This window comes from Planococcus kocurii (assembly GCF_001465835.2).
GTDB classification, from domain to species: Bacteria; Bacillota; Bacilli; order Bacillales_A; family Planococcaceae; genus Planococcus; species Planococcus kocurii.
On sequence record NZ_CP013661.2, the window covers coordinates 1,530,691 to 1,547,637 of the forward strand.

Here is a 16,947-nt window from a genome sequence, read left to right on the forward strand (position 1 = left end):
CCTTTTATCCAGTCTTCCCCATTAACAGTGAGCAGACTTTATGCAACCAAATGTTATCTGACCAAGTATTTGGATGATCGAATTTCCAAACGATCCAATAATTTCGTGAAAAATGAGATCAATATCCAGTAAATCGCTGCAGCTACTAAATAAATGGTCAGTGGCTCGAATGTTTTCGCTATGATCAAGCTCGACATCTGCAACAATTCTGTCACCGTGATAACGGACACTAACGACGTATCTTTGATTAAAACAATAAACGAATTGGATAATGTCGGAATCGCAATCCGCAAGCTCTGCGGCAGGATAATTCGCTTTAATGCTTGAGAATAGGTCATTCCCATTGACATAGAAGCTTCCATTTGCCCGTTGTCCACTGCCAAAATAGATGCTCTAAATGACTCTGATAAATAAGCGCCTGCATTTAAACTAAGCGCTAAAATACCGGATGAAATAGGATCTAAGGCGATACCAACTTGAGGCAATCCATAATAAATAACAAAAATTTGTACCAATAACGGGGTTCCACGCATTAAAGACACATAAACATTCGCAATTTCGTTTACTACTTTTACTTTTAAAATACGAATAATGGCCGTCAAGAAGCCGATAACTAACGCAATCAGAATTGAAATAGCTGCGAGAAAAATCGTCATTCCTGTCGCTTTGAGCAACGATGGCAATGAATCAATCACAATTGTAAAATCCATAAATCCTCCCATTAGACAAGAAGTAACACGCTATTCCTTTTCAACGAAAGTTTCTTCTTTATACTCAATCTCAATGCCTAATTGGCTCAATTCAGTTAAAAAAGGATGGAATCGTTCCTGAACGATTAAACCTTCGATTGGAATAACGCCTGTCTCTGTTATTTTTTTAGTGGTAATCCATTGTGAAATGAGTAACGCTGGAATAGCAGTCGTTTTAGCCATCGATGTTATTTTCCGTTCGTGGTCGTATAAATCAATCATTTCCCACGTATGTTTTGTTGAAACCCCGTGCTTGATGCCGCTTACTTCTACTCTTAAAACAGTAATATCTTCAATTGAATGGCCTGACATTTTTGGTATCAAAACTTTCTGAGCGAATAATTTTGGACTGATGACTGTATCTTCAATAGCAACCGGCGTTTCATCCAGAAATCCGAGTTCACTTAATACCCTCATTTTGTCCCAATGCCCAGGGTACCGAACAGTTCGCTCTACTAGGTTTTCTACTTTCCCCTGAAGCATAAAGGCCGTACTGTGGGCGTCGGTAATGACTGTTTCACATAAACCCACTGGCTCAGAAAAAGTCATTTCTACCAAGTCGGATAGCGGAGCCAATTCCATAATTTTTCCGTTTCGAATGATCGTTGCTGGTTTTGTATAAAGTCCAAGTAGACTTTCTAAACGGTAGACGACCTGATACCCTAAAGGCGGATCCGGATATCTCGGAATTCCGCCACAGGCTAGCATTGCTTCTTGTGCTTCGTCCAATAGTTCAATTCCTTGTGCCGCCAAGAAATTGGTGATGCCGGGTGCGACTCCGCAACCTGGGACGATTAAAACCCCTGCTTGCTGTGCTTGTTCATGCAATGCCAATTTTTCTGGAAAATGAGATCCCACCAAATCAACTAAATGACATTTTGAAGAAATGGCTGCCTTTATTGCGGGCAAGCTTAACGAGTGAGGAAGGCAGCCAATCGCTAGGTCAGCACCTTTTAGCACTTCAGCAATATCGGCTTCTGTTGCTAATGCGGCTACTTTACCAATTACTTGCGGATCGTTAGCGATAGCTAGACATTTGTCGATGCTTGCTTGGTTAATATCAACAGCTGTGATGGTTTTTACACCAGCATACTTAGCCAATTCTGTTACTACTGTTGTGCCAATCATGCCTGTCCCTAAAACGAAGATATGCATTTCTCCACCCCTCACTTATGGCGCTTATACAAAAAACATCAAAATTTGTGACAAAGAAATTGTTCCAGACAATCAATGAACGTTTAGTTTTCTAACGGTTCTGTTCCAAACCATTTTTTATAAATTTCATCGTATGTCCCATCTTCTTTCATTTCACTTAAAGCGGCATTGGCTTTTTCGATAAAGTCTTCGTTGCCTTTGTTAACGGCCATGCCAATTTCGTCTTTGTTTAAAATATCGCTTGAAATTTTAATCGGAAGATTTTGTTCTTTAATGTTGTAGCTAATCAGTAATTGATCATTGATGATGACATCTAGACGCTTATTCGTTAAATCTTGAATGTAATCGCCTACAGCTTTGTACAATTTCACGTCAGCGCCTTCTACACTATTCGCCACGTCTTCAAAAGTTGTTCCACCACCAACGCCTACTTTTTTTCCTTTGATGTCTTCAAGCTTTGTAATATCGTTTGTGTCTTCACGTGTAATTAGCACTGATCCTGAAATTACATACGGGTCGGTAAAGTCGACACTCTTTTTCCGCTCTTCTGTCACCGTCATTTGGCTAATGATGATATCGAATTTATCCGCTTTTAGTCCACCGATCAAACCGTCCCATTTGGTTGCGATAAAGTTAGCTTTTACACCGAGACGTTCTGCAATCTCATTAGAAATATCAACGTCAAATCCTTGGAATTCATCTTTATCATCGATGAAATTAAAAGGTGGATACGTACCTTCAAATGCTACATTTAATTCTTTAGATTCTTCCATTCGTTCCAGCACTCCGCCAGATTTTCCTTCTGTTCCACCTTCAGAAGCAGGTTTTGATGTGTCTTCAGCCCCACATGCTGCTAAAAAGCCAAAAATAAATAAGAAAATAATAGCACTGATCGTCGTTTTTTTCATTTTCATTCCTCCATCTTCAAATTGGCTGTCTCTGTTGATTAGTACATAAACGAGAAGATTAAAGCACGTGCGGTGACAAAACCTGTATACGCATAATTACCCGTAACAATCGCCCTGTTTACTTCCATATTTTAGAAACGATTGTCTTCTTATTATTGTCTTAATAAGGAGTAAAGTCAAACAAATTTCAGATTTTTAAGAATATTTTGCATAAAATAAAAAACTTCCACAACTAAGCTGTGGAAGTTTTAATTTTCTTCATAATGGTCGAATGTCGTCTCATCCGGTGCCACATGTTTGATAAATAGCAAATCTTCTTCTGTTACGTCTGGAACAAAAAACTCTGTTCCCCAATGCTCAGAAGTGAAAATAAGCTGGTCCCCACTGATCAAGAATACTGAAAACCATGCCAATCTCTTTTGGTCTATGAGGTGACGTGTCAGCAGAAATTTCATGATATCTGCTGATAGAAAGCCTGTAAAAATCGTCATACCTTGTTTTTCTTTACTTTCGAACAATCCCATTAAGTCAGAAGTGATCTCTCTTATGGCCGTCACTTCCTCATTAAAGCAATGAATTTCAAAAGTGTCGGACTTAGCTAAAAAATACTCCATCAGCAAGAGCCAGTAATCGTAATTTTCTGTAGCGGGTATACGCATAAACTCTGGGTCATCTTTAAATTCGGTCAGTTCAAATTGCAATTGCTTTTTAGGTATCATGTTTGTGCCACCTCCCGCGTTCTCTCTTCGGTCTATTAGTTCTCTGTATTTAAGCGCCTAACCACTTCGCTGATTTCCTGTAAATGATCAATTTCTCCATCTGCCTCCAAGCAGCTCCAATGCTGACTTTTTTTCCAGATCGTTTTCATGCCTATTGCTTTTGCAGCCTGTATATCATTTTTTGGATGATCTCCAATATAGACAGCTTCGTTCGGAGAAACACCGAAACGTGCCAGCGCTTTATGGAAAATAGCCGGATTGGGTTTGGCCATTCCCTCCCATTCAGAAATCAAAAGTTCTTCAAAATACTCGCTAATTTTTAGTGACAGAATATTATCTAACTGAAACTGTCCCCTGCCGTTGGTGATCATCCCTAAACGTAGCGACTGCTTCGCTAAGTTCTTAAGCACCACAGTCAAATTCGGAAACGGTACGCAATGCTTGTTAAAATTGGTTACATAGTCTTCTAATAAGGTTTGCCAAGTTATCCCTTCAATCTCTAACTCTTCAATTAATTGTTGATAAACACGGTCTTTCCAAACGTATCCTTTGGCATCTAATTCGATAAAGCGATTACTAAAAAGAGCCTTAGGTACATGCTTTACGTGTTCATCTAACCGGTTGTATTGTTCATCTACAAACGCTAACAGCGAACTATCCCGGTCCAATAATGTGCCATCCAAATCAAAAATAACCACTTTGATCATTCGACTTCTCCTGTCTCGCTACTTTCTAGATTCAGCTTCTCATAAAACCCTAAAGATGCTAATAAAAATGCTTTATCATACTTTGTTTTCTCATGAATTCTATCTACCCAATCCTCCAGATTTTCTAACGGCTCATCGTGATAAAGTCCCGTGTTTGTACTCAAAAAACTGTTCCAGTTATCAAACTCCCAGTGGCGCGTCTCTCCTTTTTCATACAGCCGAACTTCGACCAGCGGCTCAGGAGAGATATGATGTTGAGAATACTCAGCTGCCGCTAAAAACTGGAGACGTTCCACTGGCTTTACCTTGTAGAGTTGACGGGATTGTTTGCCATTGGGTCGGTAATAGACCATCTCAACCTCTTGACCAACCGACTTTACTTGCACTTCTGCTCCTGGAAAATACCCAGACAATTGACTGCTTGTAAAATTCTGACTGTCTCCATCTATTAAGATGGGCTGGATCCACTGATCACCCAAATCACATAGAAATCTGCGCCCATCCCTGTCTTCAGCTATGATAGCTGCGTGAGCATCTACTGTTCCTAGCTTACTGCCTATTGGATAAGCGTTAACCCGTGCGTCATCAAAAGCTGCTAACAGCCAAATTGCCAAGTCAAAACAATTCCCTGTGATACCGTATTGGTCATGGTGCTGTTTCATGAGCTCGACATCGCGTTGCTTTTGGTCGCCTGATCGCTGATAATACCAAGCTTTTGTCAAAGTCTCCATGGGAAATCCATCAAACTGCTGCCAAACTGAAAGAATCTCTGCGGGCGCTTTTATTTGCTTCACCTTCTTTTTCTTTTTTGTATGCTATTACTTCTCTATATTCTGTAGAAATTCCTGCTGTTAGAAGAACTAAGCTATTTCGAACTCGGTGTACAAGTTTTCATATCCAGTCTATTGACGTCAGCGATTCAGATTCAAGGGCTCTTTTGATCTTTGCTTTCACTTACAAAATGATCTTTTATTTTAGCTCCAAACTAGCTGATGGCATTGAACATCTAACTGTTCTTCAGTAGGCAAAAGGGGCTATCCCAAAAAGTCATTGCTCATGACCTTTTGGGATAGCCCCTTTTCATCAAGTACTAGAGTTAATCCGTCAGAAAACTTTTTCGGTTGCGGATTTGGTAATGGTTTAGTTGCTTGAATAACTCTGAGGAAGTTCCTTGATCCACAGAAAATTCAACCCCGCATTCTACCACGTCGATACCTGTCGCTTTTCGAACAACAGTCCCTTCTATTAAGAAAGCGCTATCTACTAGTTCAAAACTACAGCGTACGCTTTCTCCCAAAGGAATATTAAGTACAGAAGAAAACACTAAACCTCCGGCACTAACATCATAAATTTCGACCGGTAAAAAATTACCTCCGTAAACTGAAACCTTGCCATTCAAAGCCTGGTTGAAAATAACTCGAAAAAATTCGCGACGATTTTCCGACATTTCACTCTCCCCATCCTCGGTCACATATACAAATTTACAAGCAGACCTTTGATTTCTCCTACTAGATCTAAAGTACCGATTCCTTCTTCTTCATTATTCAATACTTCGTCTTGAATTTCAATTAGTTTTTTATCGATTATTTTGATAATTCGTTGGGGTTTTAAGTTACCGCCTGATGTAAGACTTTGCTCATCTGATAAATGTAAACCATAACTCACAGATTCTGAGACAAATTGCTTAACAGCTTGCTTATAATTCACTAAATTTTCAAGTGTACGTTGATTGGCTAATTTTTGACCTTGCGTATCCACATTATTCATCAACTGATTTAACGAATCATTTTGCAGCTTTGACTGAGATTTTCTCATGGCATTTGAGAAAAGTTCGTTCGGCTTGTTACCATTCGTTTGTTTCAACAGCCGGTCGTTTTGAATCGTACTCTGACTATCAATACGCATTTACAGCACCTCTTCTTCTTTTAAATTACTGTACTGCTTATTGTTCATATTAAGGACAAGCTCTACTTCGCCAAAGTCGGCGTGAAGCACTTTAGCAATTTGTCTCGAAGAAAACCCTTGTCTAGACAGCTGAATGATTTTCTCTGTTTCTACAGTAGACTTTTCGGGACTGTCGATTTGTTCAATCTTGGTTTGTTCTAATCGTTCAACGCGTTCGACGAGTTGGGTTTCGCTGTTCTTTATGTAAGTAGTTAATTTATTGTAAAGTTCATTGTTTTCTTCTTCAAGTTGGGCCACAAACTGGGCCATCTTTTCATGAATTTCAGGTGAGCTGTTATTTATGTGCTGTTTTTTTACTATCAGCATCAGCCGTATATTCATTAGCACTAGCCCCGTACTAACTGCTATCAATAGCCATTCCATCCCCATCACCTTAGCCTTCTGTTTGGTAGTTTCACTTCAATAATGATCGTGTACAGATAAAATCGAAGCATGCAGTCGAAGCATAGCTTTTGAGTGAAGCTGTGAAACTCTTGATACACTAACGCCGAGAATTTCGGCAATTTCGGTTAATTTCATTTCTTCAAAATAGCATAATGACACCGTAATTTTTTCTTTTTCAGGCAACCGTTCAATGGCACGAACTAGCGATTCTTTCATCATTCGATCTGATAAATGGCGTTCTGGCGAGCCTACGTGATGGTTTTTCACTGTTCGTCGTTCTTCAAAGTGTTCGTCATCCATTGAAATCATTGTTGATAGCGCTGCTTCTGAAACTGTCTTATTAAGCTCAGCTTTCGTAATACCCAAATACAAACTAACTTCCTCGTCAGACACAGAAGCGCTATTTTGCTGCTCTAATAAAAGATAGGCTTTTTCAATTTTCTTTACTTTTTCTCTAACGGATCGCGGCAACCAATCACTATGTCGCAACCCGTCAATAATCGCGCCTTTGATGCGCCAGGAAGCATAGGTTTCAAATTTCAAATCTCTTTCGATATCGAATTTACTTAAGGCATCGAGTAATCCTTCATAGGCATAGCTGCGGACATCATCTTTTTCCACAGTTTTCGGTAAACTGATCATGAACCGTTGAATCACGTAATCAACCAAAGGAAGATATTGTTCAACCAAGTATTCGCCAGCTTCTGGATCTTGGTGTTGTTGCCAATCGCTCCAGCAGGAGAGTTCTTCTTTTGATAATTTGGGATTCAGCATGATTTTCACCACCATTTCCAAGCGTCAAGCCGCTCTTATTTAAAAAATATTTTCATAATAAACCCTTTCAGTCCCAGTTTATAAGGAACACGGAGATGTAGAAATTCACCCGTTAGTTGACGAATGGCCACTGCCGATTCACTATTCGGATAAACCAGCAGTAGCGGCTGTTGCTTTTTGACAGCTTCTGGCACGTGTAAATCATTTGGGATAGAACCCAAGGCACCAATCTCTTTCCCTAAAAACTGAGCTGCTGCTTGGGTAAAGTTATCAGCTGTTTGTTGTCCTTCTTTGATACTGACGCATTGATTGACTACTAACTTCATATGAACATTTGGATCTTTGCCATGCACCATCTTGACGACTGAATAGGCGTCAGTAATCGACGTTGGCTCAGGAGTAGTAACTAAGATGACGTCATCAGCGGCTAAGATAAAGCGAAGATTTTCGTAGGACAAACCTGCTCCCGTATCCAAGATGATGTAGTCTACTTCACCCTGTAAAGTGGCCAGTTCCTGAAAAAATTTATGCAGTTTGTGATCATCCATTCGAAACAGTTCGTTAAAACCATTGCCCCCTGAAATGAACAGCAAGCCATTTGGACCTTTTTCAATAATATCCCGAACAGCCAAATCTTTTTCAATCATGGAAGCAATGGTTTCACGTGGAATCTGATCAAGTAACACATCAATATTAGCGAATCCCATATCAACATCAAGAATCAATACCTTTTTATCCTGTTCAATAAGGCTTAAGCCAAAATTTAATGCGAAATTTGATTTTCCAACTCCGCCTTTGCCACTAGCGATTGCCAATACTCGTGTTTTTTTAACGGTTTTTTTGCTAGGCTTATCCGATTGCTTTATCAGCATTTTTTCTCTTAACTGGTTGGCTTGATCAAGCATTAGTTTTTTCTCCCAAGATGAAGTCCGCTACTAATTCCGGTGTGCAGGCCATAATGTCATCCGGTACATTTTGGCCATTAGCGATATAGCGTATCGGAATGTCGTAATGGCAAATCAAATTCACGATAGCGCCCGAAGAACTGGTTTCGTCTTTTTTAGTCAATAGCAGTTCATCCATAGAAATGGAGCGGAAATTATTAATTATTTTTTTCATATCTTCGTATTTGGCAGTTAAGCTCAATACTAAGTGAATCTGTACCTTACTATCAGTTGGCAGTAACTGCTTAAGGTCTTCAATATATTGCGTCTGCTGATAATTTCGGCCTGCCGTATCCATTAAGATGATATCGCAGTCATGAAAATCTTCGATTGCTTTCGTTAAATCTGCAGAAGACTCCACTACCTTAACTGGAATATTCAAGATGCTGCCATAGGTTTTTAATTGCTCAACTGCCGCAATACGGTAAGTATCCGCAGTAATCAATCCCACTTTTTTATCCTTTGCAAGCAGATAGCCAGCCGCAATTTTTGCGATTGTCGTTGTTTTCCCAACCCCTGTTGGGCCGATAAAACAAATAATTTCTGGTTGTTGTGTAATTTCATCACACTGATGCGAATCCATCATTGCGACCAATTCTTCACGAGCAAAGCGCTGAACACGCTCTAACGTTTGGTCAGTGTTAAATTCATCTCTTGCGATCAATTTTGCTAGCAAGTCTGTCAAAATATCCGGCGCTATTTCTTGCGCAATCAATTGCTTTTTCAACAACCGAAGAGATTCAGGAAGATCCTCTTCTTTCATCTGTTTCATCATAAATTGTTTCATATTCTTTAACTCATGGATCAATTCTGCTGAGGAGTCTTTTGGATCACTCCACTTTGATGGAGATTTCGCTTCAGTAGGCAATCCTTTTTTCGGCGGGATTGGATCAACGCCAGCTGTGATTTCTAATTTTTCTTTCTTGAAAAAACCTAAAAATCCACCTGTCTTGATTTTTTTGGTATTTAAAATCAACGCATCTTCGCCTAGATCCTTTTTAATCATTGGGAGTGCTTCCGCCATCGTATTGACGATATATGTTTTCAACCTCATGAGACGTTCACCACTCCAACACTTTGAATTTCAATCTCCGGCTCTAGTTCGTTATAGGACAGCACTGGCAGGTCGGGTGCAAAACGCTCGACGAATTGTCTCATGTAAATACGGATAGCAGGAGACGTCAGTAAAATGGGCTGAACGCCGGTTTGCTGCAGTTGCGCCGCTTGTTCTGTGATCTTTTGGAAAATTGTTTGAGAAGATTCTGGATCAATGGACAAGTAATTGCCTTGCTCTGTCCGGTGCACAGAGTCAGCGAATTTCTTTTCAAGACTCGCGCCTGCTGTAATCACTTGCAACGGCTCTTTTGGCGTAGCGTATTGCAAGGTAATTTGACGTGATAGGGATTGACGTACATACTCCGTCAACAAATCTGCGTCTTTTGTTTGCGTAGAGTAATCTGCCAACGTTTCCAAAATGGCCAATAAATTGCGGATAGATACTTTTTCTTTCAAAAGTTTCATTAATACTTTTTGTACTTCACCAATGGTCATTAAATTTGGTACTAACTCTTCGACTACTGCTGGTGCTGTTTCGCGCATATTTTCAATGAGCGATTTTACTTCTTGTCTACCGATTAATTCATGCGCGTGGCGTTTGATCACTTCTGTCAAATGAGTAGACACAACAGACGGCGGATCAACAATGGCGTAACCTGCCATTTCCGCTTCTTCTTTCATGTCCTCATCGACCCATAAAGCAGGCATACCAAAGGCGGGTTCCACGGTTTCAATGCCTTCTACTGATTCGTCGTCAATGCCCGGACTCATGGCTAAGTAATGATCAAGCATAATTTCACCTGATGCGACTTGGTTGCCTTTGATCTTAATCATGTATTCATTCGGCTGCAGTTGGATGTTGTCACGGATCCGAATGACGGGAACGACAATACCTAGCTCCATCGCGCATTGTCGACGAATCATAATAACACGGTCCAGTAAATCGCCGCCTTGATTTTTGTCGGCAATTGGGATTAATCCATAGCCAAACTCAAATTCAATGGCATCCACATGCAGTAAATCAATGACACTTTCCGGACTTTTCATTCCTGCTATTTCTTTATCTTCTTTGCCTATTTCAACTTCCTGTTTTTCCTCAGATTTCAAGGTTTTTTGCATTTGGAAAGCACCATAAGCGATGACACCCGCAATCGGCACAACGAGCATTGGACTGATTGGTGTAAAAACTGCAAACATCACTAACGTTCCGGCCACAATATACAACATCTTTGGATAGGCGAAAAGTTGTTTTGTGATATCTGACCCTAAATTGCCGTCTGATACTGCACGTGTGACGACAATACCCATCGCTGTCGAAATTAATAGCGCTGGAATTTGAGAAACTAAGCCATCTCCAATAGACAGTAGCGTAAACAGCTGCGCTGCTTCTGCAAATGGCAATTTGTGAACCATGACACCGATTAGCAAGCCACCAATGATGTTGATGAGGGTAATAATGATTCCGGCAATCGCGTCTCCTTTAACGAATTTACTCGCACCGTCCATGGCCCCGTAAAAGTCTGCTTCTGAACTTACTTTTTCACGACGGCTTTTTGCTTCTTGATCCGAAATCATTCCTGCGCCGAGGTCGGCGTCAATACTCATTTGTTTACCCGGCATGGAATCGAGCGTAAATCGTGCAGCCACTTCGGCTACTCGCTCGGAGCCTTTCGTAATCACGAGAAACTGGATAATCACTAAGATGAGGAATACCAAGATCCCGATAATGGCGCTTCCTCCAACAACGAACGAACCAAACGTCTCAATCACTTGTCCACCTGTTTGATTGGTCAAAATCGAACGCGTTGTCGAAACGTTTAACCCCAGTCGGAACAAAGTTGTTAACAACAGTAACGTAGGAAAAATAGAAAATTGCAGAGGTTCTTTTGTATTCATAGCCACTAACAAGATCGTTAGTGCCAAACTGATATTGATCATAATCAACACATCTAACAAGAGCGGCGGAAGAGGGATGACCATCATCACCACAATCATGATAACGGCTACCATGATGGCATAATCTCTGAATTTCACGCGGGTCCCTCCTCTATCCGGGTTATCGGATTTTTCCTTTTAATCGGTAAATATATGCTAAAACCTCAGCCACAGCTAGGAACAATTCTTCCGGTACAGCATCCCCAACTTCAACTTGGGCATACAGTGCTCGTGCGAGAGGTTTGTTTTCCATCGTCACAATTCCAAATTCTTTCGCTTTTTCTTTAATCTTCAGCGCCAAATGATCTTTGCCCATTGCGATGATGACCGGAGCCTCCATCGTTTCGGCATCGTACTTGATCGCGACAGCGTAATGCGTGGGGTTGGTGATTAACACATCTGCACTTGGCAGATCCTGTATCATGCGGTTCATGCTCATTTGTCGCTGCTTGTCTTTTATTTTTGATTTGATGAGCGGATCGCCTTCCGCTTTTTTGTATTCATCTTTGATGTCTTGTTTTGACATCTTGATGCCTTTTTCAAATTCGTATTTCTGATAAATGTAGTCTAGGATAGATAAACTCAGCAGGATCAGTCCTGCAATCAAGCCCATTTGGAAAACCAATGAACCGATAAAAGAAAACGAATAGCCAATGCTTTTTTGTGACAGCGTAAATAACTCATCTTTGCCTACCCACAATACGCCAAATGCAGCGCCGCCGATAATGCCGATTTTCAAAAGGGACTTCCCTAACTCGACTAAAGCGCGCATTGAAAATATTCGCTTTGCCCCTTTGATTGGATCTAGTCGTTCAAACTTGGCCATGATGGGGTCTGATGTGAAAATAACACCCACTTGGATAAAGTTTCCGAGAAAGCCGAAGACCATACCGACGAGCATGATAGGCAGCATCAACAAAAAGGCATTCATGGCCATCTGCTCAAACAAGGTACGAATGGTGGCCGGTGTTATTTCCCAGGAAATATATTGCGTAAAGTGAATCCGGTAAATAGCTAAAATTCGGTCCATCATCCAGCCACCGAGCGAATTCAGCAGCACAATCCCCCCGATAATAATCATGGCAGCTGCGACTTCCGGGCTTTTGGCTACTTGGCCCTTCCGCTTGGATTCTTGCCTTTTTTGCGGTGTCGCTTTTTCAGTTTTCTCACCCGCAAAAAATTGCAAATCCAAGGGATATCTAGTTGCCACTTACGTTCCTCCTAACAAACGAATCAGTTGAGCCATACTCACCAAGAGTTTCTCAAAGAGAACCTGCAGGATATAGAAAAACACGGGCATGGTTAGAAAAAGCATGATAAAACCGACAAAAATTTTCAACGGCAACCCGACAGCGAATATATTCAGCTGAGGCACCGTTTTCGCCAAAATACCAAGGGCAATATCCACTAAAAACAAAGCGCCAACGATTGGCAAGGCAATTTGCAACGCAATCAAGAACATTTCTGCAAACAAGCCCGTCATAAATTGTGCGATGTCTTCAGCTTTCACCGAAATAGCTAATCGCTCTACCGGAAACACGCGCAGGCTTTGCATCACACCGTCTAACATCAAATGATGACCATTTACAGTTAACAAGAACAACAACGCCATCATGTACTTGAAATGACCGATAATCGGCACTTGCGCACCGGTTTGTGGATCCAGCACGTTGGCCATCGAAAAGCCCATTTGAAAATCAATAAAAGCGCCTGCAATTTGAACCGTGTACAACACGAGAGCTGCAGTGAAGCCGAGTGCCAAACCCGTCGCCAGCTCTTTAATAATTAACAAAAGATACGTCGAGTCCAAAAGAATCGTTTCGCCCATAGGCAAGGTCGACACAGCGACAAACGCTAAAAATGCTGCGATGCCTACTTTGAATTGAGCGGGCACCCCTCGCATTGAGAAAATAGGAGCAATTAGAAAAAAACTAGTTAAACGGACGAGCATGAGTAAAAAATAAGGCAAGATATCAAAAATTTTGTCCATGTCCGTTTACCCGATAATTCTTGGCAGCTGCTCAAACAAGTCCCGTGTGTAATCTAGCAACAAGGTCAACATCCACGGGCCAAAGACCACGAGCGAGATAAAGACCGCCAGTATTTTCGGGATAAACGCTAAGGTTTGTTCTTGAATTTGTGTCATCGCTTGGAACACGCTGACCAATAATCCAACAGCTAACGCAATGAGCAGCATTGGAGCGGATATAAGAATCACTGTAAAAATTGATTGTTCCGCTAGTTTGATCACCATATCTGGAGTCATTCGTATTCTTCCTTTCGTCAAAAGCTGACCAGCAGCGATTCGATTATTAAGTACCAGCCATCGACCAACACAAATAGCAATATTTTAAACGGTAACGATATCATGACTGGCGGCAGCATCATCATCCCCATTGCCATCAACGTACTGGCGACAACCATATCAATGATTAAGAAAGGAATAAAAATAACAAACCCAATTTGAAAAGCAGTTTTCATCTCACTAATAGCAAATGCCGGAACCAATGAAGTTAGCGGAATCTCTTCAATGCTGTCAGGTTTTTCTAGCTCCGCGTATTTAAAAAACAAAGCCAAATCTTTTTCTCTTGTATTTTTTGCCATAAATTCTTTTAATGGCACAATAGCGGTATCCAGTGCTTCTTGTTGCGCCATGTCGCCATCTAAATACGGTTGAAGTGCAGTTTCATTCATTTCTACTACGATAGGAGACATGACAAAAAATGTTAGAAATAGTGCCAAGCCAACCAATACTTGGTTCGGTGGCATCGACTGTGTACCGAGTCCAGTTCGCACGAATGACAAAACGATGATGATCCGCGTAAAACTAGTCATCATAATTAGAATTCCTGGAGCTAAAGACAAAATCGTTAGCAGGAAGAATAATTGAAGCGTTGTTGAGACATCTTCAGGGGACTCTGCGCCAAAATCAATGCCCGGAATATTAATAGCAGATAAGATTTCCGGAATCATAGCGGACGTCCTTCCTTGTCTTGCGTTTCTTTTTCAAACTCATCTTCAAGCGCTTGTTGTTGGGCTTTTTGTTTGTTTAAGCTTTGCTTAAATAACTGATCAAAGCCATTTTTTTGCGCTTTTTTTGAAAAACCTTCCATCTTTTTCTTTGTTAAATCAAACAAGTTTTTCGATAATGCGGGTTGTTGCTGCTCAAAGTCTTTTTCAATGTTGTTAATTTCCATCGCATCTGAAAATTCCTTGATGAGCGTTACTTCATCACCCACGCCAAGTAAGTACATCTGGCTGCCAATTTTCACCACTTGCAGCGACTTGTTATTGCCCAGCGGCGTACCACCCATCAGTTTAACGGCTTGGTTCGGTTGCAGGTTTTTCTGACGTGCCGCTAAAAACTTAATAAGTCCATAAATCATCACCACAATCAACAACGTATAAAAGATTAATTGAACAATAATACCGGCTAAGCTTTTTTCTTCTACCGGTGCTCTTTCTACATCATCAACGGGTGTTTTTTCTACCGGATCTTCATTATTTAGCCATTCCACCACATTCGGACTGGCTTGAACAGCTAGTGGTACCGACATTGCGCTCAAAAACAACAGCGCTAAGAGCAATGGCATCCACATATAACTTGACTTAGGCACTCTTAGTAAACTCCTTTTATCCATCATTAACGTAGTTTTGAGATGCGTTCAGCTGTGCTCAATACATCTGTTACCCGGACACCGAAGTTCTCATCAATGACAACTACTTCTCCAACTGCAATCAATTTATTATTGATTAAGATATCAACGGGTTCTCCTGCTAATTTATCCAATTCAATAATAGACCCTTGCGAGATTTCCAGTATTTCCTTGACCACTCGTTTTGTACGGCCTAGCTCCACAGTGACTTGGAGCGGAATATCCAATAACATATTCAAATTATTCGGTGCAGATGGCGCTGTTTCCGTATTGTCGAAGCTTGAAAACTGAACATTTTGTACGGTCGGTGTTGCTTGAGCCTGCTCATTTAGCCCATCATCTGATTGCTTTGGCATTTCACTTGTCTCCTTTAGTTCTTGCGGATTAAACGGTGCCGTTAAAATCTCCACCAAGGTTTTTGCAAGTGGTAGAGGCAAACATAAACAAAAACGGATGTTTTGCTTTCCGCTAACATTCAACTGAAATTCCGACTCTGTAAACCACTGCTCTTTCGTAAAGTTAGCTAACGAAAATTCACCCGTTTGGTCCACAACGTCCATACCCGACAAAGAGTAAGCAAGTTCTTTTTCTAACAGCGCTGACATCGACTGTGCCACTGAATCAAACATTTTACTAACCAACTCTTGAACCGCTTGAAATTCTGTTTGGTCCTCTGTAGTCTTTAATGCAGCATCCATGTCCTTTTTAGAAACAGCAAGAACCTGCATTCCGCTAGCTGAACCCGTATATTCACCAAGCGCCACATAAAACGGTGCGCCGATAGAACCAAATACAGCATCTCGACTGGTCACAGTTAGCGTTGGAGAAGTGACAAAAACCTGTTCTGCAAGCAACGACGTGAGTAAAGCAGCCGAACCTCCTAGAGACGTGTTCAATAATTCGATGATAGCTTCTGTCTCTGTTTTTGATAATGCGTTTTCAGGCATCGCCTTTCCTCCTGTCTTCTGGTAATCCGAAGAATTTTTACGTTCTTCTGGAGAATGATGATTAGTCGTCATCAAATTGAACTCCTTGAATCGATAGTTCTGTTACCTGTACAGCCATCCGACCTTTTGAAACACCAGGTTGGGCATAAAATTTTAATTTGTTGTCTACTTGAAGCGTGACAGGTGACTCGTAAGATTCGTCCAAACGAATGACATCGCCATTTTTCAGGTTCAGGAAATCTCCAAGTTCGATCGTTGATTTTCCCAGTACCGCTTTGATTTCCATTTTGGTGCTTTGCAGCTTTTCTTCTAACGCTTCCATTTCATGTGTTTCAACAGCCTTTTTTTGGTTTGCCAGCCAATGTTTCGCTGACAGCTTCGGCAAAATTTGCTCGAGCACTGTGTGAGGCAAACAGATATTGATGATGCCTTCTGCGTGTCCAATTTTTGTTTGCAACTTGATTAAAATGACCGTTTCGTTTGGAGGAGAAGTGGTTAGGAATTGTGAATTCACTTCAATCTCTCTGAGTTCTGGAGACAGTTTCACTACAGATGACCAGGCTTCTTCAAAACAATCCAGTGATTTTGAAAACACCCGTTCAATGACGCTGATTTCAATTTCAGTCAACTCACTGTCCTTCTGCAAGAGATTGCCTTGCCCGCCCAGTAGCCGGTCAAACATGACATATACCACCTCTGGAGAAAAATCCATCACCATGCTGCCCTGTAGCGGTGTTGCTTCAAAAACACCCAACATCGATTTTTTTTGGACATTTCGAACAAATTCTTGATAAGAAACCTCTTCAACTTTTTCAACGGTCACTTGAACAAATGTTCGAAGCTGTGCCGAGAAATAAGAAGTCAACAAGCGCGAAAAATTCTCATGGATACGCGATAAGGTACGGATTTGATCTTGTGAAAAACGTAACGCTTTCTTGAAATCATATGCTTGAACATTTCTTTTTTTATCAATCACTTTCGGTTCTTGATTGCCCATTGCCGAAAGGATGGTTTCGATATTTTCATTTGATAAAACGTCTGTCAACTT

The 16,947-nt window shown here is 41.0% G+C and carries 20 protein-coding genes; all 20 read right to left on the bottom strand.

Annotated features, from left to right (window positions below; translation table 11 throughout):
• Window positions 1-53: 53 nt before the first annotated feature.
• Complete coding sequence (locus AUO94_RS07525; RefSeq protein WP_058386644.1) at window positions 54-710, bottom strand: amino acid ABC transporter permease; 657 nt, start codon at window positions 708-710, stop codon at window positions 54-56.
• Window positions 711-740: 30 nt separating this feature from the next.
• Window positions 741-1,904 carry a saccharopine dehydrogenase family protein gene (locus AUO94_RS07530; RefSeq protein WP_058386645.1) on the bottom strand — a complete coding sequence of 388 codons (1,164 nt, stop codon included), beginning with the start codon at window positions 1,902-1,904 and terminating at the stop codon, window positions 741-743.
• A gap of 83 nt (window positions 1,905-1,987) precedes the next feature.
• Window positions 1,988-2,812, bottom strand: coding sequence for a transporter substrate-binding domain-containing protein (locus AUO94_RS07535; RefSeq protein ID WP_058386646.1), 825 nt, complete (start codon window positions 2,810-2,812; stop codon window positions 1,988-1,990).
• 248 nt (window positions 2,813-3,060) lie between these two features.
• Complete coding sequence (locus AUO94_RS07540; RefSeq protein ID WP_058386647.1) at window positions 3,061-3,531, bottom strand: hypothetical protein; 471 nt, start codon at window positions 3,529-3,531, stop codon at window positions 3,061-3,063.
• A gap of 35 nt (window positions 3,532-3,566) precedes the next feature.
• A complete protein-coding gene (locus tag AUO94_RS07545) occupies window positions 3,567-4,238 on the bottom strand; it encodes an HAD family hydrolase (protein WP_058386648.1) in 672 nt (223 codons plus the stop codon).
• Entirely contained in the window at window positions 4,235-4,969 is a 735-nt protein-coding gene (locus AUO94_RS07550) for a hypothetical protein (RefSeq protein WP_058386987.1), read from the bottom strand. The genes AUO94_RS07545 and AUO94_RS07550 overlap by 4 nt, the downstream gene beginning before the upstream one ends.
• Window positions 4,970-5,334: 365 nt before the next feature.
• Window positions 5,335-5,685 (bottom strand): PilZ domain-containing protein, encoded by a 351-nt coding sequence (locus tag AUO94_RS07555; protein WP_058386649.1) that lies wholly within the window; start codon window positions 5,683-5,685, stop codon window positions 5,335-5,337.
• Window positions 5,686-5,705: 20 nt separating this feature from the next.
• Window positions 5,706-6,143 (bottom strand): YaaR family protein, encoded by a 438-nt coding sequence (locus AUO94_RS07560; protein ID WP_058386650.1) that lies wholly within the window; start codon window positions 6,141-6,143, stop codon window positions 5,706-5,708.
• The gene (locus AUO94_RS07565; protein WP_237150192.1) at window positions 6,144-6,572 is read right to left on the bottom strand and encodes a DUF6115 domain-containing protein; all 429 of its coding nucleotides are present in this window, start codon (window positions 6,570-6,572) and stop codon (window positions 6,144-6,146) included. It abuts the gene before it with no gap.
• 30 nt (window positions 6,573-6,602) lie between these two features.
• On the bottom strand, window positions 6,603-7,361 hold the full coding sequence (locus tag AUO94_RS07570) for a FliA/WhiG family RNA polymerase sigma factor (RefSeq protein WP_058386989.1): 759 nt from the start codon (window positions 7,359-7,361) through the stop codon (window positions 6,603-6,605).
• 35 nt (window positions 7,362-7,396) lie between these two features.
• Window positions 7,397-8,266 carry a MinD/ParA family protein gene (locus AUO94_RS07575; RefSeq protein WP_058386651.1) on the bottom strand — a complete coding sequence of 290 codons (870 nt, stop codon included), beginning with the start codon at window positions 8,264-8,266 and terminating at the stop codon, window positions 7,397-7,399.
• Complete coding sequence (gene flhF, locus AUO94_RS07580; RefSeq protein ID WP_058386652.1) at window positions 8,259-9,359, bottom strand: flagellar biosynthesis GTPase FlhF; 1,101 nt, start codon at window positions 9,357-9,359, stop codon at window positions 8,259-8,261. The genes AUO94_RS07575 and flhF overlap by 8 nt, the downstream gene beginning before the upstream one ends.
• Window positions 9,356-11,395 (bottom strand): flagellar biosynthesis protein FlhA, encoded by a 2,040-nt coding sequence (flhA, locus tag AUO94_RS07585; protein ID WP_058386653.1) that lies wholly within the window; start codon window positions 11,393-11,395, stop codon window positions 9,356-9,358. The genes flhF and flhA overlap by 4 nt, the downstream gene beginning before the upstream one ends.
• Before the next feature lie 22 nt (window positions 11,396-11,417).
• Window positions 11,418-12,506, bottom strand: a complete 1,089-nt coding sequence (gene flhB / locus AUO94_RS07590; RefSeq protein ID WP_058386654.1) for a flagellar biosynthesis protein FlhB — start codon at window positions 12,504-12,506, stop codon at window positions 11,418-11,420.
• A complete protein-coding gene (gene fliR, locus AUO94_RS07595; RefSeq protein WP_058386655.1) occupies window positions 12,507-13,286 on the bottom strand; it encodes a flagellar biosynthetic protein FliR in 780 nt (259 codons plus the stop codon).
• A gap of 6 nt (window positions 13,287-13,292) precedes the next feature.
• A complete protein-coding gene (gene fliQ, locus AUO94_RS07600; RefSeq protein WP_049693911.1) occupies window positions 13,293-13,562 on the bottom strand; it encodes a flagellar biosynthesis protein FliQ in 270 nt (89 codons plus the stop codon).
• A gap of 17 nt (window positions 13,563-13,579) precedes the next feature.
• A complete protein-coding gene (gene fliP, locus AUO94_RS07605; RefSeq protein WP_058386656.1) occupies window positions 13,580-14,269 on the bottom strand; it encodes a flagellar type III secretion system pore protein FliP in 690 nt (229 codons plus the stop codon).
• Window positions 14,266-14,913 (bottom strand): flagellar biosynthetic protein FliO, encoded by a 648-nt coding sequence (locus tag AUO94_RS07610; RefSeq protein WP_058386657.1) that lies wholly within the window; start codon window positions 14,911-14,913, stop codon window positions 14,266-14,268. The genes fliP and AUO94_RS07610 overlap by 4 nt, the downstream gene beginning before the upstream one ends.
• Window positions 14,914-14,939: 26 nt before the next feature.
• A complete protein-coding gene (fliN, locus tag AUO94_RS07615; RefSeq protein ID WP_058386658.1) occupies window positions 14,940-15,971 on the bottom strand; it encodes a flagellar motor switch protein FliN in 1,032 nt (343 codons plus the stop codon).
• Window positions 15,961-16,944 (bottom strand): flagellar motor switch protein FliM, encoded by a 984-nt coding sequence (gene fliM / locus AUO94_RS07620; RefSeq protein ID WP_058386659.1) that lies wholly within the window; start codon window positions 16,942-16,944, stop codon window positions 15,961-15,963. The genes fliN and fliM overlap by 11 nt, the downstream gene beginning before the upstream one ends.
• Between the last annotated feature and the right edge of the window lie 3 nt (window positions 16,945-16,947).